At 71.4% G+C, this 21,651-nt stretch carries 19 protein-coding genes and 2 tRNA genes; 16 read left to right on the top strand and 5 right to left on the bottom strand.

Annotated features, from left to right (window positions below; genetic code table 11):
- Positions 1-199 precede the first annotated feature (199 nt).
- The 4 genes from ABD299_RS05500 (at position 200) to ABD299_RS05485 (ending at position 3,118) form a co-directional block, all read left to right on the top strand.
- Positions 200-787 (top strand): mycothiol-dependent nitroreductase Rv2466c family protein, encoded by a 588-nt coding sequence (locus ABD299_RS05500; protein WP_344259802.1) that lies wholly within the window; start codon positions 200-202, stop codon positions 785-787.
- A gap of 306 nt (positions 788-1,093) precedes the next feature.
- Positions 1,094-1,696, top strand: a complete 603-nt coding sequence (locus ABD299_RS05495) for a biotin transporter BioY (RefSeq protein WP_344259347.1) — start codon at positions 1,094-1,096, stop codon at positions 1,694-1,696.
- Between the two features lie 73 nt (positions 1,697-1,769).
- Positions 1,770-2,258 (top strand): ribose-5-phosphate isomerase, encoded by a 489-nt coding sequence (locus tag ABD299_RS05490; RefSeq protein WP_344259346.1) that lies wholly within the window; start codon positions 1,770-1,772, stop codon positions 2,256-2,258.
- 29 nt (positions 2,259-2,287) lie between these two features.
- Positions 2,288-3,118 carry an Fpg/Nei family DNA glycosylase gene (locus tag ABD299_RS05485; RefSeq protein ID WP_344259345.1) on the top strand — a complete coding sequence of 277 codons (831 nt, stop codon included), beginning with the start codon at positions 2,288-2,290 and terminating at the stop codon, positions 3,116-3,118.
- An 18-nt stretch (positions 3,119-3,136) separates the two neighbouring features.
- Here the strand turns inward: ABD299_RS05485 and ABD299_RS05480 are convergent, their stop codons facing one another.
- Positions 3,137-4,366 (bottom strand): GNAT family N-acetyltransferase, encoded by a 1,230-nt coding sequence (locus ABD299_RS05480; protein ID WP_344259344.1) that lies wholly within the window; start codon positions 4,364-4,366, stop codon positions 3,137-3,139.
- A gap of 93 nt (positions 4,367-4,459) precedes the next feature.
- Here ABD299_RS05480 and ABD299_RS05475 point away from each other — a divergent pair, with 93 nt between their 5' ends.
- From ABD299_RS05475 to ABD299_RS05465, 3 genes are all read left to right on the top strand, one after another.
- Positions 4,460-5,614 (top strand): SpoIIE family protein phosphatase, encoded by a 1,155-nt coding sequence (locus tag ABD299_RS05475; RefSeq protein ID WP_344259343.1) that lies wholly within the window; start codon positions 4,460-4,462, stop codon positions 5,612-5,614.
- A 241-nt stretch (positions 5,615-5,855) separates the two neighbouring features.
- On the top strand, positions 5,856-6,581 hold the full coding sequence (locus ABD299_RS05470; RefSeq protein WP_344259342.1) for a M23 family metallopeptidase: 726 nt from the start codon (positions 5,856-5,858) through the stop codon (positions 6,579-6,581).
- Between the two features lie 261 nt (positions 6,582-6,842).
- The gene (locus ABD299_RS05465) at positions 6,843-8,264 is read left to right on the top strand and encodes an ATP-binding protein (protein WP_344259341.1); all 1,422 of its coding nucleotides are present in this window, start codon (positions 6,843-6,845) and stop codon (positions 8,262-8,264) included.
- 81 nt (positions 8,265-8,345) lie between these two features.
- On the opposite strand, the gene ABD299_RS05460 is transcribed toward ABD299_RS05465, so the two are convergent.
- Both ABD299_RS05460 and ABD299_RS05455 read right to left on the bottom strand, forming a co-directional pair.
- Positions 8,346-9,137: an SDR family NAD(P)-dependent oxidoreductase gene (locus tag ABD299_RS05460; RefSeq protein ID WP_344259340.1), complete on the bottom strand. Its 792-nt coding sequence runs from the start codon at positions 9,135-9,137 to the stop codon at positions 8,346-8,348.
- Between the two features lie 70 nt (positions 9,138-9,207).
- Positions 9,208-10,320 (bottom strand): acyltransferase family protein, encoded by a 1,113-nt coding sequence (locus ABD299_RS05455; RefSeq protein ID WP_344259339.1) that lies wholly within the window; start codon positions 10,318-10,320, stop codon positions 9,208-9,210.
- Between the two features lie 460 nt (positions 10,321-10,780).
- On the opposite strand from ABD299_RS05455, the gene ABD299_RS05450 reads away from it, so the two are divergent.
- Positions 10,781-10,996 (top strand): hypothetical protein, encoded by a 216-nt coding sequence (locus tag ABD299_RS05450; RefSeq protein ID WP_344259337.1) that lies wholly within the window; start codon positions 10,781-10,783, stop codon positions 10,994-10,996.
- A 56-nt stretch (positions 10,997-11,052) separates the two neighbouring features.
- Here the strand turns inward: ABD299_RS05450 and ABD299_RS05445 are convergent.
- Positions 11,053-11,123 (bottom strand) — tRNA-Gly (locus ABD299_RS05445).
- Positions 11,124-11,251: 128 nt separating this feature from the next.
- Here ABD299_RS05445 and ABD299_RS05440 point away from each other — a divergent pair.
- From ABD299_RS05440 to clpX, 5 genes are all read left to right on the top strand, one after another.
- A tRNA-Pro gene (locus tag ABD299_RS05440) sits at positions 11,252-11,328 on the top strand.
- 93 nt (positions 11,329-11,421) lie between these two features.
- The gene (gene tig, locus ABD299_RS05435; protein ID WP_344259335.1) at positions 11,422-12,813 is read left to right on the top strand and encodes a trigger factor; all 1,392 of its coding nucleotides are present in this window, start codon (positions 11,422-11,424) and stop codon (positions 12,811-12,813) included.
- 256 nt (positions 12,814-13,069) lie between these two features.
- Positions 13,070-13,684 carry an ATP-dependent Clp protease proteolytic subunit gene (locus ABD299_RS05430; RefSeq protein WP_344259334.1) on the top strand — a complete coding sequence of 205 codons (615 nt, stop codon included), beginning with the start codon at positions 13,070-13,072 and terminating at the stop codon, positions 13,682-13,684.
- 64 nt (positions 13,685-13,748) lie between these two features.
- A complete protein-coding gene (locus ABD299_RS05425; RefSeq protein WP_344259333.1) occupies positions 13,749-14,396 on the top strand; it encodes an ATP-dependent Clp protease proteolytic subunit in 648 nt (215 codons plus the stop codon).
- A 150-nt stretch (positions 14,397-14,546) separates the two neighbouring features.
- Positions 14,547-15,842, top strand: coding sequence for an ATP-dependent Clp protease ATP-binding subunit ClpX (gene clpX / locus ABD299_RS05420; RefSeq protein WP_344259331.1), 1,296 nt, complete (start codon positions 14,547-14,549; stop codon positions 15,840-15,842).
- Between the two features lie 63 nt (positions 15,843-15,905).
- Here the strand turns inward: clpX and ABD299_RS05415 are convergent, their stop codons facing one another.
- Entirely contained in the window at positions 15,906-16,910 is a 1,005-nt protein-coding gene (locus ABD299_RS05415) for a hypothetical protein (RefSeq protein ID WP_344259329.1), read from the bottom strand.
- Between the two features lie 139 nt (positions 16,911-17,049).
- Between ABD299_RS05415 and ABD299_RS05410 the strand changes: the two genes are divergently transcribed.
- The 3 genes from ABD299_RS05410 (at position 17,050) to ABD299_RS05400 (ending at position 21,644) form a co-directional block, all read left to right on the top strand.
- Complete coding sequence (locus tag ABD299_RS05410; protein ID WP_344259327.1) at positions 17,050-19,683, top strand: valine--tRNA ligase; 2,634 nt, start codon at positions 17,050-17,052, stop codon at positions 19,681-19,683.
- 93 nt (positions 19,684-19,776) lie between these two features.
- The gene (gene folC / locus ABD299_RS05405; RefSeq protein ID WP_344259325.1) at positions 19,777-21,282 is read left to right on the top strand and encodes a bifunctional tetrahydrofolate synthase/dihydrofolate synthase; all 1,506 of its coding nucleotides are present in this window, start codon (positions 19,777-19,779) and stop codon (positions 21,280-21,282) included.
- Positions 21,282-21,644 carry a DUF4233 domain-containing protein gene (locus tag ABD299_RS05400; RefSeq protein ID WP_344259323.1) on the top strand — a complete coding sequence of 121 codons (363 nt, stop codon included), beginning with the start codon at positions 21,282-21,284 and terminating at the stop codon, positions 21,642-21,644. Before folC ends, ABD299_RS05400 begins: the two co-directional genes overlap by 1 nt.
- Positions 21,645-21,651: the final 7 nt, after the last annotated feature.

Below are 21,651 nucleotides of genomic sequence, written 5' to 3'. Positions count from 1 at the left end.
GCCAACGGCGCGTGTCAGCATCGCATGGGAGAGTGACGGCGTGCACGGGGCAATGCGCTCCGTGGCCGCGCGCGGAGCGGCATTCCCGGTCTCCGCCCCCGGGGCATGCGTCTGCGGGCGGGGGAGACTCGTACGCACACCCTTGCCCTGAGGAGTACACGTGTCCGACAAGACCCCCGCCGACTTCTGGTTCGACCCCATGTGTCCGTGGGCGTGGGTGACCTCCCGCTGGATGCTCGAAGTCGAGCGGGTCAGGCCCGTGGCAGTGCGGTGGCATGTGATGAGCCTGTCGGTGCTCAACGAGAACCGCGAGGACCTCCCTGACGACTACCGCGCCCTGCTGGAGAATGCCTGGGGGCCGGTACGCGTCGGTATCGCGGTGGAACAGGAGCGCGGCCAGGAGGCGCTGGCGAGGTACTACACCGCGATAGGCACCCGGCTGCACAACCAGGGCGAGAAGGACCTGTCCACGGTGCTGCCCGCCGCGCTCGAGGACGCGGGGCTGCCTGTCGCGCTGGCCGGGGCCGCCGCGTCCACCGCTCATGACGAGGCGCTGCGGGCCTCGCACCGGGCCGGCACCGACCTGGTCGGACAGGAGGTCGGCACCCCGGTCATCGCGGTGCCCGGGGCCGGGGGCGAGCAGGTCGCGTTCTTCGGGCCGGTGGTCACCCCGGCGCCCAGGGGCGAGGCGGCCGGGCGGCTGTGGGACGGCACGCTGCTGGTGGCCGGCACGCCGGGCTTCTTCGAGCTGAAGCGGACCCGGGACGTCGGACCCTCGTTCGACTGAGCGATCCTGGTGGGAGGACCCCCGCGCGTCACATCCGCGCGGGGGTCCTCCGCTGCCGCCTGCCGGTGAAGGGGAGAAGACGATCAGCCGGACAGGCAGCCGGCGGTCCGGCCGCCACCGGAAAGGCGACCGATTCCTGCAAGTGTCTTGCAAAAAAGACTTGTGGGCAACAAGGCGCCGCGACCGGCGGGTCCCGGTGAGCCGGCCTCCGGCGCCGGTGTCGCAAAGCTCACGCCGCGAACCGCCCGGTAGTCGGTTAGCGTCGATCCGTTCCGCCGACCGCTTCCGATCCTGGAGAGTCCCCGCATGAGCACCGCAGTCGCCACTGCCCGGCCCGGCGCCGTCCTCGCGGACGTCCTGTTCGCCGCAACCACCCCCCGCTCCCGGGTGCGCGACGTGGCCCTGATCGCCGGGGGTGCCGCCCTCACCGGTGCCGCCGCCCAGTTCGCCGTGCCGGTGCCCGGCTCCCCGGTCCCCGTCACCGGCCAGACCTTCGCGGCGCTGCTGATCGGCGTCTCGCTCGGCCCGGGCCGGGCCTTCCTGTCCCTGCTGTGCTACGCCCTGGCCGGCATGGCGGGCATGCCCTGGTTCGCCGAGGGCACCGCCGGATACGGCATGCCGTCCTTCGGCTACATCATCGGCATGCTGCTGGCCGCCACCGTTGTCGGCGCACTCGCCCGGCGCGGCGGGGACCGCAGCGCCCTGCGCACGGCCGGCACGATGGCCGTGGGCACCGCGGTGATCTACGCGGTGGGCGTCCCCTACCTGGCGCTGGCCACCGGCATGTCCGCCGGTGCCGCGGTCGCCGCCGGCCTGGTGCCCTTCCTCATCGGCGACGCCCTCAAGGCCGCTCTCGCCATGGGCGCGCTGCCGGTGGCCTGGAAGCTCGCCGGCCGCCGCGAGGACTGAGCCCGGCCGCCACGGGCGCGTCCGGCCGGAGCCGGTCGGGCGCACCCGCGGCGGGCGTGTCACACTCATCCCCATGCGCGTCTACCTCGGCTCCGACCACGCCGGATACGAACTGAAGAACCACCTCGTGGAGTGGCTCACGCAGCACGGGCACGAGCCCGTCGACTGCGGCCCGCACATCTACGACGCCCAGGACGACTACCCGCCGTTCTGCCTGCGCGCCGCCGCCCGCGCCGCCGCCGACCCCGAGGCGCTCGGCGTCGTCATCGGAGGCTCGGGCAACGGCGAGGCCATCGCCGCCAACAAGGTGGAGGGCGTGCGGTGCGCGCTGGCCTGGAGCGTGGAGACCGCGAAGCTGGGCCGCGAGCACAACGACGCCAACGTCGTCAGCATCGGTGCCCGCATGCACTCCACCGACGAGGCGACCACCCTCGTCGAGGTCTTCCTCGCCACCCCCTACTCCAAGGCGGAGCGCCACCAGCGCCGCATCGACATGCTGAGCGCCTACGAGCGGGACGGTGAGCTGCCGCCCATCCCGGCGCACCACCCCCAGCAGGACTGACCGGGCACGACCGACAGAAACGGACCGGGATGCCCGAGGGGCACACCATCCACCGGCTGGCCGCCGGTCACCTGGAGAAGTTCGGCGGCCGGCCGCTGCGGGCCCGCAGCCCGCAGGGCCCGTTCGCGGCCGGCGCGGCCCGCATCGACGGGCTCCCGATGACCGCCGCCGAGGCGCACGGCAAGCACCTGTTCCTCGGCTTCGGCAGTTCCGGACCGGCCGGCCGCCCCGAGAGCTGGGTGCACATCCACCTCGGCCTCTACGGCAAGGTCACCTTCGGGACCGGCGAGGCACCCGCACCGGTGGGCAAGATCAGGCTGCGGCTGGAGACCGACGGCGCGTACGCCGATCTGCGCGGCCCGGCCACCTGCGCGCTCATCACCCCGGCCGAACGGCAGGCGGTCCGGGCCCGGCTGGGGCCCGACCCGCTGCGCCCCGACGGCGATCCCGCCCGCGCCTTCGAGCGGATCTCCCGCAGCCGGACCGCCCTCGCCGCGCTGCTGATGGACCAGCGGGTGCTGGCCGGCGTGGGCAACATCTACCGGGCCGAGATCCTCTTCCGGCACGGCCTGGACCCCTACCGCCCGGGGCGTGAGCTGGCACGCGGCGTCTGGGGCCCCTTGTGGGAGGACCTGGCAGAGCTGATGACCGAGGGGGTGCGCACCGGCCGCATCGACACCGTCCGGCCCGAGCACACCCCCGAGGCCATGGGCCGCCCGCCACGGGTGGACCGGCACGGCGGCGAGGTGTACGTCTACCGCTGCGCGCACCGGCCGTGCCTGGTGTGCGGGGGCGAGGTCCGCAGCGCCGATCTCGCCGCCCGCAGCCTGTACTGGTGCCCGGCCTGCCAGAAGGGATGACGACGCCAGGTGCCGCTGTCAGAAGCCGTGCGGCAGCCAGGGCGCGACCGGACTGGTGAACGCCGTGGAGGCCGCCGCGAGCGCTCCCGGCCGCACCTCGCGCACCCGTCCGGCACTCGCGAGAGCGGTGAGCGAGAACCCGCCCAGATAGGCCGAGCCCAGTTCGTTGGCCGACAGGACCAGGTCCGCCGGGTCCCGGGTCGGCTCGCACACCGCCCCCTTCGGTCCTCCGCTCAGGTGCCACCGGCCCTCGTTCCACGGGCAGAACGCGTCGGAGACCTCCAGCACCACATCGATGTCCGTGCTGTAGCTCCGGGCGGCCAGCGCCGCGCCGACCTCCACCGGACGCAGATACAGAGAATCACCCAGCTCCAGCTCGCAGCGCCGGGTGTCGGTGACCAGGTGCAGGAACGCGTCGTCCACCGGGCGGTCGGACAGCCGCACCGACGTCATCAGATCGATGCCGCACAGGAACCGCAGCAGCGCCGCGTGGTCCGCCGGACCGGCGGCCTCCAGAGCGCGTACCTGGACGACGCCGGACGGGCCGCCCCGCTCCCACTCCGGCTTCATGTTGTAGAGCGCGTAGCCCGTCAGCTCGCCGTCCCGCTCGGCCAGCAGGGCGCGCAGCGGGGAGGCGCCCCGGCGCTCGTCCTCGGGATCCGCGAACTGGACCTTCGTCCAGCCCGGTGAGCGGGCGAGCATGCCCGGCCGGCAGGGCACCTGCCGGGCGTACAGCTCCTCGCAGCGGCCGGAGACCTCCGACGGCTCGGCGACGCTCAGCCGTACCTCCCCGGTGCCCTCGGGCAGCCGCAGACCGACCCGGCCGGTGTCGAGCCGCGCGGCCACGTACTGGGTCGCCAGGCCGTAGCCGAACCGGCCGTAGATCACAGGCTCGGAGGCGGTCAGGATCGCCAGCGGCTCCCCGGCCGCCCGCACGTCGTCGAGCTGCCGGCGCATCATCCGGCGCAGAATGCCCTGCCGCCGGTGGGTGGCGGCGACGGAGACCATGGTGAGCGCCCCGGTGCGGACCAGGGACCCGCCGGGCACGGAGAGCCGGAACGAGAAGGTGCCCGTGGTCCCTACCACCCGGTCGCCGTCCCACATTGCCAGGGACCGGTCGATTTCGGTCACTTCGCGCCACAGTGCGCGGCGCTCGGCGATCTCCGGGTGGCCGCCGAAGGCCCACTTCAGGGTGTCGAACCAGGTGTCCCACGCCGATTCGTCCAGCACCCGCAGCTCTGTAGTCATACGAACATCCCTATCAGCGCTTCCGTCTCACAGCGACCGCTTTTCCGGCGGGGAATCGACGCGCCACCGAACGGGTGGATAAGGTTCCCGGACATGGCACGCAGCAGTGAGACTGCACTCCCGGCACCCCGACGGCTCAGGGCACAGAAGGCGATGCACCGAGCCCGCACCGGGCTGCGCAGATCCGCTGTCGACTCCTTCCGCGGGGACGGCACCGACTGGAGCGTCTTCGCCGCGCTGCTGCTCACCGTCCCGCTGCTCGCCGCGGGAACCCTGGCCTGGCCGCAGTGGTGCCCGCCGGAGGCGTTGGTGCTCCCGCTGGTCGCGGGTGGCCTGCTGCTGCGCCCGGCAAGCCTCCTGGCGCTCTACGCCGTCACCGCGTCGGCGCTGGTCACTGAGACGGCGCTGCTGGGCACCCGGGCGCTCCGCCAGGACCCGGTGACCCCCGGCACCATCCTGGTGGTGGCCGCCGTCGCCCTCTCCGGGCTGTTGATAGCCCAGTTCCGCAGCCGCGTCGGGGTGCCCTGGCAGCGCGGCAACACCATGCTCTTCGACCTGCGAGAGCGCATCCGCGCCCAGAGCGCGCTGCCCCCGTTGCCCAAGGGCTGGCACCGGGAGATGTCGCTGCGGCCGGCCGGCGGTCAGTCCTTCTCCGGCGACTTCGTCGTCGCCGCCCGGACCGGTCCCGACCGGCGCGTGCTGGAGGCCGTCCTCACCGACGTCTCCGGCAAGGGCATGGACGCCGCCTCCCGCTCACTGCTGCTCTCCGGGGCGTTCGGCGGGCTGCTCGGCTCCCTGCCGCCGCACGCCTTCCTGCCCGCGGCCAACGGCTACCTGCTCCGCCAGAACTGGGACGAGGGCTTCGCCACCTCCGTCCACCTCGTGCTGGACCTGGACAGCGGCGACTACGAACTGCTCTCCGCGGGGCACGTCCCCGGCCTGCAGCTGTGCGCGGGCACCGGCCGCTGGAAGGAGGTCACCGCCGAAGGTCCCCTGCTCGGGGTCTACGAGGGCGCCGAGTTCCACCCGGCGAAGGGCACCCTGCGCCGCGGGGACGTCCTCATGCTGTTCACCGACGGCCTGGTAGAACGCAGCGACCGGGACCTCTCCGAGGGCATCGACCGCCTCACCGGGGAGGCGGACCGGTATGTGGCCACCGGATTCCGCGGCGCCGCCTGGCATCTGATCGAGTCCGTCGCCAAGGACGTCAACGACGACCGGGCGCTCCTGCTGATCAGCCGGGAGTGACCCGGCCGGGGTCGGCCGGAACCCGGTCCCGCACGCCGCGCCACTCTCCCGGGTGGGCGCGGCAGGTGGGCTCACCCATCACCCGTGGGAGTGGAATGCCCCCGGTTCCCCCGGACGACCCGACGGTAAGGCCCTGAGCTGCCCCGATGCCCGCCGGAGGGCTGCCCGCGGGCACCTTCGGGCGCGACGCGCCCAGCGCCGTGGGATGCGTCCGCACCCGGACTGTTCTTGGCTCGGACGCATGAGCAAGGTGATCAGACGTCAGGACGCGCTGCCGGGCCCGCCGTGCGGTGCCCCGGCCGGCGGGGCGGGCCCGAGCAGGCGGGCGTTCGGCGGGGCGCTGCTGGGCGCCCTGGCGGTCACCGGGCCGCTGGCCGGAACCGCGGCCGCCCGGGCGGCCGGGCACCTCGCCCCCGGCGGGGAGATCCCGGTGACCGTGCCGAAGGTGGCCGAGCCCTGGCCGCTCGCGCCACCGCCGTTCGGCGCCCCGGACGGGGACACGGACACGTATCCGCACGACGGTCCGGAAGAAGGGGACGAGGAGGAGCCGCCCGGTGCCGGTCAGTGGACCCGGCCGGTGTCCGGCTACCCGGTCTCCGCCCCCTACCGGCTGCCCGGGAACTGGCGGGCCGGCTATCACACCGGGGTGGACTTCGCGATGCCCGCCGGCGTCCCGGTGCGCGCCGTCGGCCCGGGCACGGTGGTGGTCGCCGGGGAGGCGGGCGACTACGGGAACGTGGTGATGAGCCTGATGCGGGACGACCACTACACGCTCTGCGCCCATCTGTCGGAGGTCCTGGTCCCGCCGGGCCGTCCGGTGGTGGCCGGCACCCTGATCGGCTACTCGGGCAACACCGGCCGCAGCACCGGACCGCACCTTCACTTCGAGGTGCGGGCGGAACGGGAGTACGGCACCGACATCGACCCCGCGGCATATCTGGCCCGCCACGGCGTCGCCCTGTACTGAGCGGCGCCGGTCCCCGCGCCCGCGTCGGGCCCGGGCCGGTCAGTTCCGCGGGCAGAAGGCGCCGTTGAGGTCCAGCACGGCCCCCGAGCTCCACCTGGCCTCAGGGGAAGCCGGCCGCAGCACCGACGCCAGGGTCTGCCCCAGCGCGAGCGCCGCTCGCCTTCGCAACCGGACTCCCCAGTACACATGGGAAACCTGGACCCACGAAACTTGCCTCAATGAAACTTGCATGATTGCATCTTTCCAAAAGGTGGTGCGGTCATGGACGGATTTGTGGGACGGCGAGCCGAGCTCGCTGCCCTCGGGGATCTGCTGGCGCCGGTGTCCACGGGTGGCCGCGGCGGACGACGCGGTCGCGCCGTGCTCCTCCGGGGGCGTCGACGGGTCGGCAAGTCGCGGCTGGTTGAGGAGTTCCTGGAGCGGACGGGCCTTCCTCACGTGTTCTTCACGGCCGTGGGAGGCTCGAAGGAGAAGGACCTGGCGGGCTTCGCCGCCGAGGTGGCCGAATCCGAGCTTCCCGACGCCGCCCGCGTCGCCGAGTTCGCCATGCCGCAGACGTGGGACGCGGCCCTGAGCCTCCTGGCCGGTGTACTGCCCACGGACACACCCAGCGTCGTCGTCCTCGACGAGATGCCCTACCTCGTTCGGGCAGACCCCACGTTCGAAGGAGCCCTGCAGAAGGCGTTCGACCGGACCCTGTCCAAGCTGCCCGTGCTGCTGATCCTCATCGGCTCCGACCTGGCCATGATGGAGCAGCTGAACACCTACGGGCGCCCGTTCTACCAGCGCGGCACGGAGATGGTCGTACCTCCGCTCAACCCCGCCGAGGTCGGGACCATGCTCGGCCTGCCGCCCGCCGACGCCTTTGACGCCTTCCTGATCAGCGGGGGCCTGCCGCTGATTCTCGAGGAATGGCCCCCGGGCGCAGACCTGTGGGGCTACCTGGATCAAGCGTTGCGGCGGCCGACCTCGGCACTCCTGGTCAGCGGTGAGCGCACCTTGGCCGCAGAGTTCCCCACCGAAGCCCAGGCACGCGCCGTGCTCAGCGCCATCGGACACGGAGAGCGCACCTTCACCCTGATCGGCCGCGCGGCCGGCGGCCTCAACCCCGGCTCCCTGACCCGCTCACTGGAGCTGCTCACCTCCCGTCGGATCGTCACCGCCGAGACCCCCCTTTCCACCCGCCCCAGCCGAGAGACCCGCTACCGCATCGAGGACCCCTACCTTCGCTTCTATCTGTCCTTCATCGGCCCGCGCACCTCCACCATCGAACGCGGACGTGGCGACCGCGTCCTCGCCGCCGTTCGCGACAGCTGGCCTTCCTGGCGAGGCCGGGCCGTCGAGTCCGTTCTGCGCGACGCGCTGTGGCGCCTGGCCGACGACCGGCTCCCCGACGGCACCGACGTCATCGGCGGATACTGGACCCGCACCAACGACCCCGAGATCGACATCGTCGGTGCGGACCGCGCGCCCATCGCCAGAAAGATCACCGCTGTCGGCTCGATCAAGTGGCTGGAGAACAAGCCCTTCGACCACCGGGACCTCTCCCGCCTCATCGTCCACCGATCTCAGCTCCCCGGTGCCGATGACTCCACTCCGCTGCTCGCCGTAGCACGCAGCGGATGTACCACCGACGGGGTCACCCACCTCGGCCCGGCCGACCTCATCGCGGCGTGGAACTGACCATCCGCCACAACCGCCGACGTGTCCGAGGCACGCCCTTCCGGTACGGCAGGCCCCGCGTCCGCCTGGGGCCCGGGCCGGTCAGGTCCGCAGGTAGGAGGCGCCGTTGAGGTCCAGCACGGCCCCCGAGCTCCACTCGGCCTCCGGGGAGGCCAGCCACAGCACCGCCGCCGCGATCTCCTCCGGCCCGGCGACGCGGCCGAACGGGCTCTGGGCCGCGATGGCCTCGCCGCCGGGGCCGGCGAGGCGGGGCGCGACCCGCTCGGTGGCGAAGAACCCCGGGGCCACCGACGCCACCGCGATCCGGTGCGGCGCCAGCGCCACCGCCAAGGACTGCCCCAGCGCGTGCACCGCCGCCTTGGTGGCCCCGTACGCGGGGTGGCCGGGTTCACCGCGGAAGGCACCCCGCGAACCGATGTTCACGATCCGCCCTCCCCGGCCCTGACGGATCATCCGCTCGGCCGCCCGGTGGCTGAGATGGGCGGTGCCCAGCAGATTGACCTCCGTGTGCTGCCGCCAGGCGTCCACCCACTCGTCGAAACCGGTCTCCGCCGGCGGATGCGGGGTGTTCACGGCGGCGTTGTTCACCAGCACGTCCAGACCGCCGAGTGCGTCCGCGGCATCGGCCACCAGCCCGGCGGCCTGAGCAGGGTCCCGCAGATCGGCGCCGAGCAGCACATGTCCGCCGCCGGGCAGGCTCTCCAGGGTCGCCTCGGCCTCCGCCCGCCGCGACCCCCAGTGGACCGCCACGGTGTCGCCGTTGCCGGCGAAGGCCCTGGCCAGCGCGCGTCCCAGCCCGCGTGACGCGCCGCTCACCAGCACGCGCCGCCCGTGGGCCGGAAACCCCGGGTGCCCGCCGTCCGTCCCGCTCATGGCATCCTCCTGCTGTCCGTCCGGTCCGCCGTGCGCCGTCCGCTCCGCTCCTGGCCCCGCGGACGGGGCGTCAGCGGCGTCCGAGCTCCGCGGAGTCGCGCCGGAAGGCCCACTCCATCGAGGGCTCGACCGCGAAGCGGAAGACCCGGCGCACCGGAGCGGTGCACAGCAAGGTCACCGCGACGGCACCGATCAGTGTCACACCGATCTGTCCCCAGGGCGTGTGCACCCAGTCGGCGTCGTACCAGCCCCAGTAGCGCGACCCCTTCGCCAGGAAGCCGTGCAGCAGGTAGCCGTAGAGCGTGGCTGTGCCCAGGGCGGTGAACCACAGGTGCCTGCCCGGCACCCAGGCCAGGAAGGCGGCGGTGAGCAGCAGTCCGCAGCCGAACAGGGCGAAGGTCATGATGATGCCGATCCACCACGTGTGCCCCAGCTCCTGCGCGCTGTTGGTGTGGTAGAACCACCGGGCGCTCATCCGGGGGACGGCCCAGTAGGCGGTGACGAGGGCGCCGAGGAAGACCGGCACGGCCAGCAGGCGGACCTCGGGGCGCCGCAGCCGTTCGAAGTGCTCCGGCCGCAGGTGCATGCCGATCACGAAGAACGGCAGGAACTGCAGCACCCGCTGGAGGTTGAAGTCGTCCCCGATCCCGGGGGAGACGGTGGCGAGCGAGGCGATCGCCAGGGAGACGGGGACCGGCCAGCGGATCACCTGCCACAGCGGGGCGGTCAGCCGCCACACGAACAGGGCGATCAGGAACCAGGTGACGTAGTACGGGTCGAGCAGGCCGATGGGGTACTCGGGGGAGTCGTCGGCCCAGCGCTTGAACAGCACGTAGGCGATCTCGAAGACGACGTAGGGGACACCGATGCCGGTGATCAGGCGCTTGAGCTGGCCCGGGCGGGCCTGGAAGGCACGCGAGAAGTAGCCGGCGATCAGAATGAAGGCCGGCATGTGGAACGCGTACACGAACATGTAGAGCCCGTCGGCCGCCCGGGAGTCGCTGCGCAGCGGCGTCCAGGCGTGGCCGATCGCCACCAGCACGATCGCCAGGTACTTGGCGTTGTCGAAGAACGGGTCCCGCGGTCTGGGCACGGGACCGGCGTCCGCCGGTGCCGGATGTCTGTCGGCAGCATCCGTCCGGGGCGGCGGCGGGAGGACTCGTTGATTACGGACGTGCAACATCGGCGGCACCATAGCGTCCCTGGGGCCATTCGTAAATTCGACCGGTCCGCCCCTCTTCGGAATCGTGAAGGAATTGCCGGAGTCCGGAGGGCGCGGTGTGACCGGCCGGGCGATCCATCCGTATTGATGCGGTGGAACAGGGAGAAACCGGCGCACCTCGTGCGGCCGGGGTGTCCGGGAAGCGGGTGGCGCAGGGCGCCATCGCGGGGGCGCGCGGCAATTCCAGGAACCCTCGCCGTGCGTCCGGGCGCCTGATGTGAAAGATGTCACCCAGCCCTGTGCGTGATTAACGGAACGGTAACGGTAAGGCCACTCGTGGTGGCCCGGACGCTTCCCGACGGTCCGTCAGCGGGGTCCCCGCATCCCCGGGTTGGTGGCACGATGGTTCCCGTGCGGAGGTCGGCAGCCGTGGGCCGGCCCCTGAGGGAACCGTGGCTCACTTCCGAAGGTGTGATCAGTTGTGGCGATCCAGCTGTCCTTGGTGCTGCTGTTCGGCGTCGTCCTGGTGGTGATGGTCCGAGGCGGATCGATCAAGCCGGGGCCCGCCATCGTGGCGATCCTCTTCGGCTTCTCGCTCGCCTCAACCGGCGCCGCCGAGCCCATAGCGAGCTTCCTGCAGTCGATCACCGACTCCATCGGGTCGGTCGACTCCTCGATCAACTCCGGCGGGCGCTGACCCGGCCGCACGGAACGCGAACGGCCCGGCCCCCGAAGGGGCCGGGCCGGTGCCGGAGCGGGCGACGGGAATCGAACCCGCGTAGCTGGTTTGGAAGACCAGGGCTCTACCATTGAGCTACGCCCGCCGGGCCGGATGATCACCTCATCCGGCACGCCCAGCATCGTACCAGCGCCGCCGGGTCCGGTGGTGCCGCGCCGGGGAAAGCAGCGGTGCGTGCCTGCCTGTACGCTACGTGTCGCGTCGTGAGCCATACGGGGTGTGGCGCAGCTTGGTAGCGCGTCCGCTTTGGGAGCGGAAGGTCGTCGGTTCGAATCCGGCCACCCCGACCACGTACGATGAGTGACGCGTGTTTCTGGGTGGCGTCCGCGTCCCCGGGCGCCCTCCAGATCAGCCACCAGATGTCAGCCCCAAGGAGACCGACCGTGAAGAGCGCCGTGGAGACCCTGAACCCCACCCGGGTTCGGCTCACTGTCGAGGTGCCCTTCGAGGAGCTCAAGCCCAGCCTCGACGCGGCGTACAAGAAGATCAACCAGCAGGTCACGGTGCCCGGCTTCCGCAAGGGCAAGATTCCTGCGCGCGTCATCGACCAGCGGTTCGGCCGCGGTGCGGTGCTGGAGGAGGCCGTCAACGACGCCCTTCCCAAGCTCTACCAGAGCGCGGTGCAGGAAGGTGAGCTGAACCCGCTCGGCCAGCCCGAGGTCGACATCACCGAGCTCAAGGACAACGAGACGCTGACCTTCACCGCCGAGGTGGATGTGCGTCCCGAGATCGAGATCCCGGACTACTCCGGCATCGAGGTCACCGTCGACGCGACCGAGGTCTCCGAGGAGGAGGTGGACAAGGCGGTCGAGCAGCTCCGCGAGCGCTTCGCCACCACCACCGTCGTCGAGCGTGCCGCCGCCGAGGGCGATGTCGTCAAGATCGACCTCGAGGCCCGGGTCGACGGCGAGGTGCTCGCCGACGGCGTCGCCGAGGGCGTCGACTACACCATCGGCTCCGGCCGGATGCTCGAGGGCATCGACGAGGCCGTGACCGGCCTGGAGGCCGGCGGCACCGCCACCTTCACCACCGAGCTCAAGGGCGGGTCCGCGGCCGGCCGCGAGGCGGAGGTGACGGTCACCGTCCAGTCCGTCTCCGCTCGCGAACTGCCCGAGCCCGACGACGACTTCGCCCAGCTCGCCAGTGAGTTCGACACCTTCGGGGAACTGCGCGACGACAGCCGGCGGCGGCTGCTGGAGCAGAAGAAGTACGAGCAGGCCACCGAGGCCCAGGAGAAGGTCCTGGACGCCCTGCTGGAGCTGGTCGAGGTCCCGATGCCGCAGAAGCTGCTCGAGGACGAGGTCGAGACCCGCAAGCACAACCTGGTCAACCACCAGCTGGGCCAGCTCGGCATGGACCTCGACGGCTACCTGCAGATGCAGGACAAGACCGCCGAGGAGTTCGACGCCGAGCTGAAGGAGCAGGCCGAGAAGGGCATCCGCACCCAGTTCGTCCTGGACGAGATCGCCAAGCGGGAGAAGCTCAACGTCAGCCAGGAGGAGCTCACCGAGCACCTCATGCGGCGCGCCCAGTCCTCCGGCATGAGCCCGGACCAGTTCGCCAAGGCCGTCGTCGAGGGCGGCCAGGTGCCGATGCTCGTGGGCGAGGTCAGCCGCGGCAAGGCGCTGGCGACCGTGGTGGAGTCGGTCACGGTCACCGACACCAACGGCGAGCGTGTCGACCTGGAGGACGAGGAGTCGGCCGGTGAGACGGTCCAGGCCCAGTCCGGCGACGAGCAGGCTCCGGCCGAGGGCGAGCAGAAGGCCGGCTCCTGAACCATCGCGGTACCGCCCCGCCCGCGGGCGGCGGCACCGGCTGACCGGAACGGGTCTCTGCGGCCGCGCAGGGACCCGTTTCGCGTCCGGCGCAACGCTCGCGGGAACGGGGCATGCGCTCACAGCGAACAGATCCCTGGCCAGTGGGGGTCCGTCCCGACAGCGCGTTAGGGTCCGATAGCAACCGTAAGAGAACGAACATGTCTAGGGACGGCCAGGCCCATGCGCGGCCGTCCGAGAATGAGCAGGTGGATACGTGACGCTCCCGAAGCCTTCCGCCGCGGCCGAGCTGACCAATCTCGGCCTCGGCGACCATGTGTACAACCGGCTGCTCAACGAGCGCATCATCTTCCTCGGCCAGCCGGTCGACGACGATATCGCCAACCGCATCACCGCGCAGCTGCTGCTCCTTGCCGCCGAGCCGGACAAGGACATCTACCTGTACATCAACAGCCCGGGCGGTTCGATCACGGCCGGCATGGCGATCTACGACACCATGCAGTACATCAAGAACGACGTGGTCACCATCGCGATGGGACTGGCCGCGTCGATGGGCCAGTTCCTGCTGACCGCCGGCACCCGGGGCAAGCGCTTCGCCCTGCCGAACGCCGAGGTGCTGATCCACCAGCCCTCCGCCGGCCTGGCGGGTTCGGCCTCCGACATCAAGATCCACGCGGAGCAGCTGCTGCGCACCAAGCGCAAGATGGCGGAGCTCTCCGCTCACCACACCGGTCAGACCATCGAGCAGTGGACGAGGGACGCCGACCGGGACCGCTGGTTCACCGCTCAGGAGGCCAAGGAGTACGGCCTGCTGGACGAGGTCATCTCCAGCGCCGAGGACATCACGGGCGGTGGCGGGACCGGCGCCTGACGGTCGTCCCCCCGGCTTCGCAGTCCTCGAACGCAGCTCACCCACCCAAGGCGGTACATCACCGATGAACTCCCTCTCCGGCTCCGGCCGATACTCCGGTCCGCAGGCCGAGTCCCGCTACATCGTCCCGCGCTTCGTCGAGCGCACCTCTCAGGGGGTGCGGGAGTACGATCCCTACGCGAAGCTGTTCGAGGAGCGGGTGATCTTCCTCGGCGTGCAGATCGACGACGCCTCCGCCAACGACGTCATGGCGCAGCTGCTGTGCCTGGAGTCGATGGACCCGGACCGCGACATCCAGATCTACATCAACTCTCCCGGCGGCTCCTTCACGGCCCTGACGGCGATCTACGACACCATGCAGTTCGTCAAGCCGGACATCCAGACGGTCTGCATGGGGCAGGCCGCCTCCGCGGCGGCCGTGCTGCTGGCCGCGGGGACCCCCGGCAAGCGCATGGCGCTGCCCAACGCACGTATCCTGATCCACCAGCCGTACAGTGAGACCGGGCGCGGCCAGGTCTCCGACCTGGAGATCGCGGCCCGCGAGGTCCAGCGGATGCGCACCCAGCTGGAGGAGATGCTCGCCAGGCACTCGACCCGGCCGATGGAGCAGATCCGCGAGGACATCGAGCGGGACAAGATCCTCACTGCCGAGGAGGCCGTCGAGTACGGTCTCATCGACCAGATCGTCACGGTCCGTCAGACCACGGCGTAGAAGTCCGGTGCCCTCCTTGGCCGGGAAACTCCGCACGCGGGAGTATTCCGGCCAAGGAGGGCCATTCCGTCAGGGCGACAGGGTACCGTCGTCAGAGCAAGCACCAGGCACCGTCTCCCCGGCGGTGCGCAGGCGAAGGGGAAGCACCTCGTGGCACGCATCGGTGATGGCGGCGATCTGCTCAAGTGCTCGTTCTGCGGCAAGAGTCAGAAGCAGGTGAAGAAGCTCATCGCAGGGCCGGGGGTGTACATCTGCGACGAGTGCATCGACCTCTGCAACGAGATCATCGAGGAGGAGCTCGCCGAGTCGCCCGACTCCGAGCTCGGTGAACTGCCCAAGCCCCGCGAGATCTACGACTTCCTCGACAGCTATGTGGTCGGTCAGGAGGATGCCAAGAAGGCGCTCTCGGTGGCGGTGTACAACCACTACAAGCGGGTCCGCGCCTCCGAGGCCGAATCGGGCCCCTCGCGGGACGAGGAGATCGAGCTCGCCAAGTCCAACATCCTGCTGCTCGGTCCCACCGGGTCGGGCAAGACCCTGCTGGCCCAGACGCTGGCCCGGATGCTCAACGTCCCCTTCGCCATCACCGACGCCACCGCCCTGACCGAGGCGGGTTACGTCGGTGAGGACGTCGAGAACATCCTGCTGAAGCTGATCCAGGCGGCCGACTACGACATCAAGAAGGCCGAGCAGGGCATCATCTACATCGACGAGATCGACAAGGTCGCCCGCAAGAGCGAGAACCCGTCGATCACCCGTGATGTCTCGGGCGAGGGTGTGCAGCAGGCCCTGCTGAAGATTCTGGAGGGGACCACGGCGGCGGTGCCGCCGCAGGGCGGGCGCAAGCACCCGCACCAGGAGTTCCTCCAGATCGACACCTCCAACGTCCTGTTCATCGTCGGCGGCGCGTTCGCCGGGCTCGACGACATCATCCGGGCCCGGTCCGGCGCCCGCGGCATCGGCTTCGGTGCGGACATCCGCTCCAAGCGCGACCGGAACACCTCGGAGCTGCTGGCCGACGCGCTGCCCGAGGACATGGTGAAGTACGGCATGATCCCGGAGTTCATCGGCCGTCTGCCGGTGATCACCTCCGTGCACAACCTGGACCGCGAGGCCCTTCTGCGGATCCTGACCGAGCCGCGCAACGCGCTCGTCAGGCAGTACCAGCGGCTGTTCGAACTGGACGGCGTGGAGCTGGAGTTCGACCTCCCGGCGCTGGAGGCCATCGCCGACCAGGCGATCCTGCGCGGCACCGGCGCCCGCGGGCTGCGGGCCATCATGGAGGAGGTGCTGATGTCCGTGATGTACGAGGTGCCCTCCCGGCAGGACGTCGGCCAGGTCGTGGTCACCGAGGCCGTGGTCCGCTCCAACGTCAACCCCACCCTGGTGCCGCGCTCCCGGCTCACCAAGCAGCGGGGCACGCCCCCGCAGGAGAAGACCGCCTGACACCGCGCGACGACGGCGGGGCCCGGACCGTTGCCGGTCCGGGCCCCGCCGTCGCTGTGACGGTCAGCCGCCGCTGCCGGCCTCGACCAGGGCGTCGGCCCGCAGCCGCGCCGTGACCTCGGCGGCCTCCTTCATGGGCACCGGCCTCAGGTCCAGCGCCGACTCGGGGTCCTCCATGTCGAAGCCGGCGCCGGGCAGCACGTCGACCAGGGTGACGGCCACCGTGCTGTAGTCGGCCCAGACGCACATCGGAGCCTGCATCGGAACGCCCAGGTCGGAATCCGTGACCTGGAGCGTCTGGCACTTCATGACAGCGTTCTCCAGCCCGGCCGGGCTGACCGACTCCGGGCTGCCGAGCAGTTCGACCTCGTCGTCGCCGGCCATCTCCTCGGCGGCGACCGCGAAGAGGCTGTCGACCATCGTCTCCGGGTCGTTCACCTCGCCGTACAGGCCGCTGACGACCAGTTGCCGGCCGCCCTCGCCGGTGAAGGGCTCGCCCTCGTAGTAGACGGCTCCGGCGCCCTCCATCTCCTGCAGCCCGAGCTCGGCCAGTTCCTGCTCGTCGAAGTCGGACTCGTCGGTGGAGGACTGGAGTTCGAAGTCGCCGGTGGTCTGCGGCATGGACAGCTCGTAGCGGGTGCCGTCGTCCTCGCCCAGCCCGCTGCCGCTGCCCCCGAGCAGGAAGTAGAGGGCGCCGCCGGTCACGACGACCGCCGCGACCACGGCGGCGGCGATGAGCGCCTTCCTGCCGCCTCCGCCGGAAGGAGGCGGCGGGGGCATCTGGCCGTACGGCGGCTGCTGGCCCGGGTACTGACCGGACTGCTGCTGGCCGTACGGGCCGGGCTGCTGGCCGTAAGGGCCTGGCTGCTGCGGCTGTCCGTAGGGCCCGGGCTGCTGCTGCGGGTAGCCGTACCCCGGGGCGCCCTGCGGCCCCGGAGCGCCGCCCTGCGCGTACGGGTTCGGGCCGCCGGGCGGCGGTCCGGGCGGCGGCGGTGCCCCGTACGGGCCGGGCGTGCCGCCGGGCGGCGGAGGCTGCTGCCCGTACGGCCCCGGCTGGTTGTGACTCATGCTGCTTCCCCTCGCGAGCGGTCCATCGAAGCGTGTCGCGCTCATCTTGTCCGACAAGGTGCCGCGGTGTATATCCGAGGCGGCCGCGGGCCGGGAACCGAGTCGAAGCCGGGCCCCGCCCGGCCGTAGACTGACAGCCGTGACCGACAACACTCAGCAGCCCGCCCACGGGCCCCACAGCGCATCCGCAGACCTGCCGACCCAGTACGCTCCGGCCGAGGTAGAGGAGAAGCTGTACGAGCGCTGGGTGGAGCGCGGTTACTTCGAGGCGGACGAGGAGAGCGGCAAGGACCCCTACGCCATCGTCATTCCGCCGCCCAACGTCACCGGCAGTCTCCACCTGGGCCACGCCTTCGAGCACACCCTGATCGACGCCCTCACCCGCCGCAAGCGGATGCAGGGGTACGAGACCCTGTGGCAGCCCGGCATGGACCACGCCGGCATCGCCACCCAGAACATCGTCGAGCGGGAGCTGGCCAAGGAGGGCAAGTCCCGCCACGACCTGGGCCGGGAGGCGTTCGTCGAGCGCGTCTGGCGGTGGAAGGCGGAGTCCGGCGGCCAGATCTCCGGCCAGATGCGGCGGCTCGGCGACGGCGTGGACTGGTCCCGCGAGCGCTTCACCATGGACGAGGGCCTCTCCCGGGCCGTCCAGACCATCTTCAAGCGGCTCTACGACGACGAGCTGATCTACCGGGCCGAGCGCATCATCAACTGGTGCCCCCGCTGCCTGACCGCCATCTCCGACATCGAGGTGGAGTACCAGGACGACGAGGGCGAGCTGGTCTCCATCCGGTACGGCGAGGGCGAGGACTCCGTCGTCGTGGCGACCACCCGGGCCGAGACGATGCTCGGCGACACCGCGGTCGCGGTCCATCCCGACGACGACCGCTACGCCCACCTGGTGGGCAGGCGCATCGCGCTCCCGCTCACCGACCGTTCCATCCCGGTGGTCGCCGACGAGCACGTGGATCCGGAGTTCGGCACCGGGGCGGTCAAGGTCACCCCCGCGCACGACCCGAACGACTTCGAGATCGGCCGCCGTCACGACCTGCCCCAGCAGACCGTGATGGACGAGCACGCGGTGATCACCGTGCACGGCCCCTTCCAGGGCCTGGACCGGCTGGAGGCCCGCTCGGCGATCGTCGCCGCGCTGCGCGCCGAGGGCCGGATCGTCGCCGAGAAGCGCCCCTACACGCACTCGGTGGGCCACTGCTCGCGGTGCAAGACCACCATTGAGCCGCGGCTGTCCATGCAGTGGTGGGTCAAGGTCGCGCCGCTCGCGCGGGCGGCCGGCGACGCCGTCCGGGACGGCCGGGTCACGATCCACCCCAAGGAGATGGAGTCCCGGTACTTCGGCTGGGTCGACAACCTGCACGACTGGTGCATCTCCCGCCAGCTGTGGTGGGGGCACCGCATCCCGGTCTGGTACGGCCCCGGCGGCGAGGTCCGCTGCGTCGGCCCCGACGAGGAGCCGCCCTCCGGCGAGGGATGGCGCCAGGAGACCGACGTCCTGGACACGTGGTTCTCCTCCGGGCTGTGGCCGTTCTCCACCCTCGGCTGGCCGGAGCGGACGCGCAGCCTGGAGAAGTTCTATCCGAACTCCGTCCTGGTCACCGGCTACGACATCCTGTTCTTCTGGGTCGCCCGGATGATGATGTTCGGGCTCTACGCCATGGACGGCACCCCTCCCTTCCGCACCGTCGCCCTGCACGGCATGGTCCGCGACCAGTTCGGCAAGAAGATGTCGAAATCCTTCGGGAACGCCGTCGATCCGCTGGAGTGGATGGACGAGTACGGCTCCGACGCCGTCCGCTTCACCCTGGCCCGTGGGGCCAACCCCGGGGTGGACGTCCCGATCGGCGAGGACTGGGTCCAGGCGTCCCGGAACTTCGCCAACAAGATCTGGAACGCCACCCGCTTCGCGCTCCTCAACGGCGCCACCGTGGAAGGTCCGCTGCCCGCGCCCGAGGAGCTCTCCGCGGCCGACCGCTGGATCCTCTCCCGGCTGGGCGCGGTGGTCTCCGAGGCCGACGCCCACTACGACGACTACCAGTTCGCGAAGCTGAGCGACGGGCTCTTCCACTTCGCCTGGGACGAGGTCTTCGACTGGTACGTGGAGCTGACCAAGACCACCTTCCAGGCCGGCGGCCGTCCGGCGGAGGTCTCCCGTCGCGTTCTGGGCGAGGTCCTCGATGTCGTGCTGCGGCTGCTGCACCCGCTGGTCCCGTTCGTCACCGAGGAACTGTGGACGACGCTGACCGGCCGGGAGTCCGTGGTGGTGGCCGACTGGCCGGCCGACTCCGGCTTCCGGGACCGGGCCGCCGAGGAGGAGATCGCCGCCGTCCGGCACCTGGTCACCGAGGTCCGCCGGTTCCGGGCCGACCAGGGCCTTCAGCCCGGCCAGCGGGTGCCCGCCCGGATGGACCTGACCGCCACCCCGCTGGCGGCGCACGAGGCCGCGATGCGCGCCCTGCTGCGCCTGCAGCCCGCCGGTGAGGACTTCACCGCCACGGCCTCGCTGCCCATCGCCGGTGCGACCGTCGCGCTGGACCTGTCCGGAGCCATCGACGTCGGCGCCGAGCGCAAGCGTCTGACCAAGGACTTGGCCGCGGCGGAGAAGGAGCTGAAGCAGACCACCGCCAAGCTCGGAAACGACGGCTTCCTGTCCAAGGCGCCGGACCACGTGGTGGTCAAGATCCGCGCCCGGCGCGAGGCCGCCGAGGCCGACATCGCGCGGATCACCGCCCAGCTGGAGCGGCTCCCGCAGGGCTGACGGCAGCGCGCCGGCCGGCCGTACCTCCCGAGGGCCCTGTGCCCCGGCGGGGGTGCGGCCCCGCCGGGCGCCGGGCTCCGTAGACTGGGCCGAGTGACGAATCGCCCCACTCCCGAGTCCGGTGATCCCTTCGAGGAGATCGTCGGCGCCGAGACCGGCCGCGACCCCGACCTCGCCGTGATCGAAGCGGGCAGCCGGACACTGCGCACCCAGGCCGGTCCCCCGAAGGGCGACGTACCCGCCCGGCCCGCCGACCCGGAGACCGACCGGGCGCTGCGGGAGGTGGAGGCGGAGCTGGCCGGCCGCTGGCCGGAGACCAAGCTCGACCCCTCGCTGGACCGCATGCGGGCCCTGATGGACGTGCTGGGCCAGCCGCAGCGCGGCTACCCGTCGATCCACATCACCGGCACCAACGGCAAGACCAGCACCGCCCGCATGATCGAAGGGCTGCTGACCGCCTTCGACCTGCGCACCGGCCGCTACAGCAGCCCGCACGTGCAGTCCGTCACCGAGCGGATCAGCCTGGACGGCGAGCCCATCGCGCCCGAGCGGTTCGTCGAGACCTACCGCGACCTGGTGCCGTTCGTGGAGATGGTGGACTCCCGGCAGGAGCACCGGCTGTCGTTCTTCGAGGTGCTGACCGGCATGGCGTACGCGGCCTTCGCCGACGCACCGGTCGACGTGGCCGTCGTCGAGGTCGGGATGGGCGGCAGCTGGGACGCCACCAACGTCATCGACGCGGGCGTCGCGGTGATCACCCCGATCGCCCTGGACCACACCGACCGGCTCGGCGGCACCCCCCAGGAGATCGCCGTGGAGAAGACCGGGATCGTCAAGCCGGACGCCACGGTGGTGCTCGCCCAGCAGACCGTCGAGGCGGCCTCGGTGGTGCTGCGGCACGCCGTGCAGGTGGACGCCACCGTGGCCCGCGAGGGCATGGAGTTCGGGGTGGTCTCACGTGAGCTCGCCGTGGGCGGGCAGTTGCTGACGTTGCGCGGGCTCGGCGGTGAGTACCCGGGCATCTTCCTGCCGCTGCACGGCGAGCACATGGCGCACAATGCCGCCGTCGCGCTCGCCGCCGTGGAGGCGTTCTTCGGTGTCGGGGCCGTCCGTGCGCGGACCCTGGACCCGGAGATCGTCCGGGAGGCGTTCGCCGCCGTCACCTCGCCGGGCCGTCTCGAGGTGGTGCGGACCAGCCCGCCCGTCGTGCTGGACGCGGCGCACAACCCCGCGGGCGCCCGCGCCGCGGCTGCCGCGGCCTCCGAGGCGTTCGGCTTCAGCCGGCTGATCGGAGTGGTGGGGCCCAGCGGGGGCAAGGACGTCAGGGGTCTTCTGGAGGCCTTCGAGCCGGTGCTGGCCGAGGTCGTGGTCACCCGCAACGCCACCCTCCGGGCGATGGACGTGGACGAGCTGGCCGCCCTGGCGGTCGAGGTGTTCGGCGAGGACCGGGTGCGGGTCGAACCCCGTCTGGACGACGCGCTGGAGGCCGCGATCACTCTCGCGGAGGAAGAGGACGAGTACGCCACCGCAGGCGTCCTGGTCACCGGCTCGGTGATCACCGTGGGCGAGGCCCGCCTGCTGCTGGGAAGGGAACGCTGATGCGCACGCTCTGCGCCGCCACACTCATCGCGGAAATGTTCGTCATCGCACTGGCCGCCCTGGTCGTCGTCCGCCTGGGTGACGCTCCGGCGGGAACGGTATGGACGGTCAGCGGCATTGCCATGGCGTTGTGCGTGCTGCTGAGCGGAATGATCGGCCGTCCGGGTGCCGTGCAGCTCGGCTGGGCCCTCCAGGCCGGGGTGATGCTGAGCGGATTCGTCGTGCCGGTGATGTTCTTCCTGGGAGCCTGCTTCGCCGGGCTGTGGTGGGCCTCGGTGCACTACGGCCGCGTCGTGGACCGGATCAAGGACGAAAGGGCCGTGGCGATGCCCCGGACGGCCGTGCAGGAGCCTCCCGGGTAACACCGGG

This window comes from Streptomyces sodiiphilus (genome assembly GCF_039529215.1).
Taxonomy (GTDB): domain Bacteria; phylum Actinomycetota; class Actinomycetes; order Streptomycetales; family Streptomycetaceae; genus Streptomyces; species Streptomyces sodiiphilus.
The sequence above is the reverse complement of the archived record's forward strand: the minus strand, read 5'-3'. Positions and strand labels throughout refer to the sequence as shown.

Excerpts from the sequence above, each read along its gene's own strand:
- ABD299_RS05425 (WP_344259333.1), top strand. The coding sequence starts at position 13,749 with ATGAACTCCCTCTCCGGCTCCGGCCGATACTCCGGTCCGCAGGCCGAG.
- ABD299_RS05485 (WP_344259345.1), top strand. The coding sequence starts at position 2,288 with ATGCCCGAGGGGCACACCATCCACCGGCTGGCCGCCGGTCACCTGGAG.
- ABD299_RS05500 (WP_344259802.1), top strand. The coding sequence starts at position 200 with ATGTGTCCGTGGGCGTGGGTGACCTCCCGCTGGATGCTCGAAGTCGAG.
- ABD299_RS05415 (WP_344259329.1), bottom strand. The coding sequence starts at position 16,910 with ATGAGTCACAACCAGCCGGGGCCGTACGGGCAGCAGCCTCCGCCGCCC.
- ABD299_RS05475 (WP_344259343.1), top strand. The coding sequence starts at position 4,460 with ATGGCACGCAGCAGTGAGACTGCACTCCCGGCACCCCGACGGCTCAGG.
- ABD299_RS05400 (WP_344259323.1), top strand. The coding sequence starts at position 21,282 with ATGCGCACGCTCTGCGCCGCCACACTCATCGCGGAAATGTTCGTCATC.
- ABD299_RS05495 (WP_344259347.1), top strand. The coding sequence starts at position 1,094 with ATGAGCACCGCAGTCGCCACTGCCCGGCCCGGCGCCGTCCTCGCGGAC.
- ABD299_RS05460 (WP_344259340.1), bottom strand. The coding sequence starts at position 9,137 with ATGAGCGGGACGGACGGCGGGCACCCGGGGTTTCCGGCCCACGGGCGG.
- ABD299_RS05455 (WP_344259339.1), bottom strand. The coding sequence starts at position 10,320 with ATGTTGCACGTCCGTAATCAACGAGTCCTCCCGCCGCCGCCCCGGACG.
- ABD299_RS05465 (WP_344259341.1), top strand. The coding sequence starts at position 6,843 with ATGGACGGATTTGTGGGACGGCGAGCCGAGCTCGCTGCCCTCGGGGAT.
- ABD299_RS05480 (WP_344259344.1), bottom strand. The coding sequence starts at position 4,366 with ATGACTACAGAGCTGCGGGTGCTGGACGAATCGGCGTGGGACACCTGG.
- ABD299_RS05490 (WP_344259346.1), top strand. The coding sequence starts at position 1,770 with ATGCGCGTCTACCTCGGCTCCGACCACGCCGGATACGAACTGAAGAAC.
- ABD299_RS05470 (WP_344259342.1), top strand. The coding sequence starts at position 5,856 with ATGAGCAAGGTGATCAGACGTCAGGACGCGCTGCCGGGCCCGCCGTGC.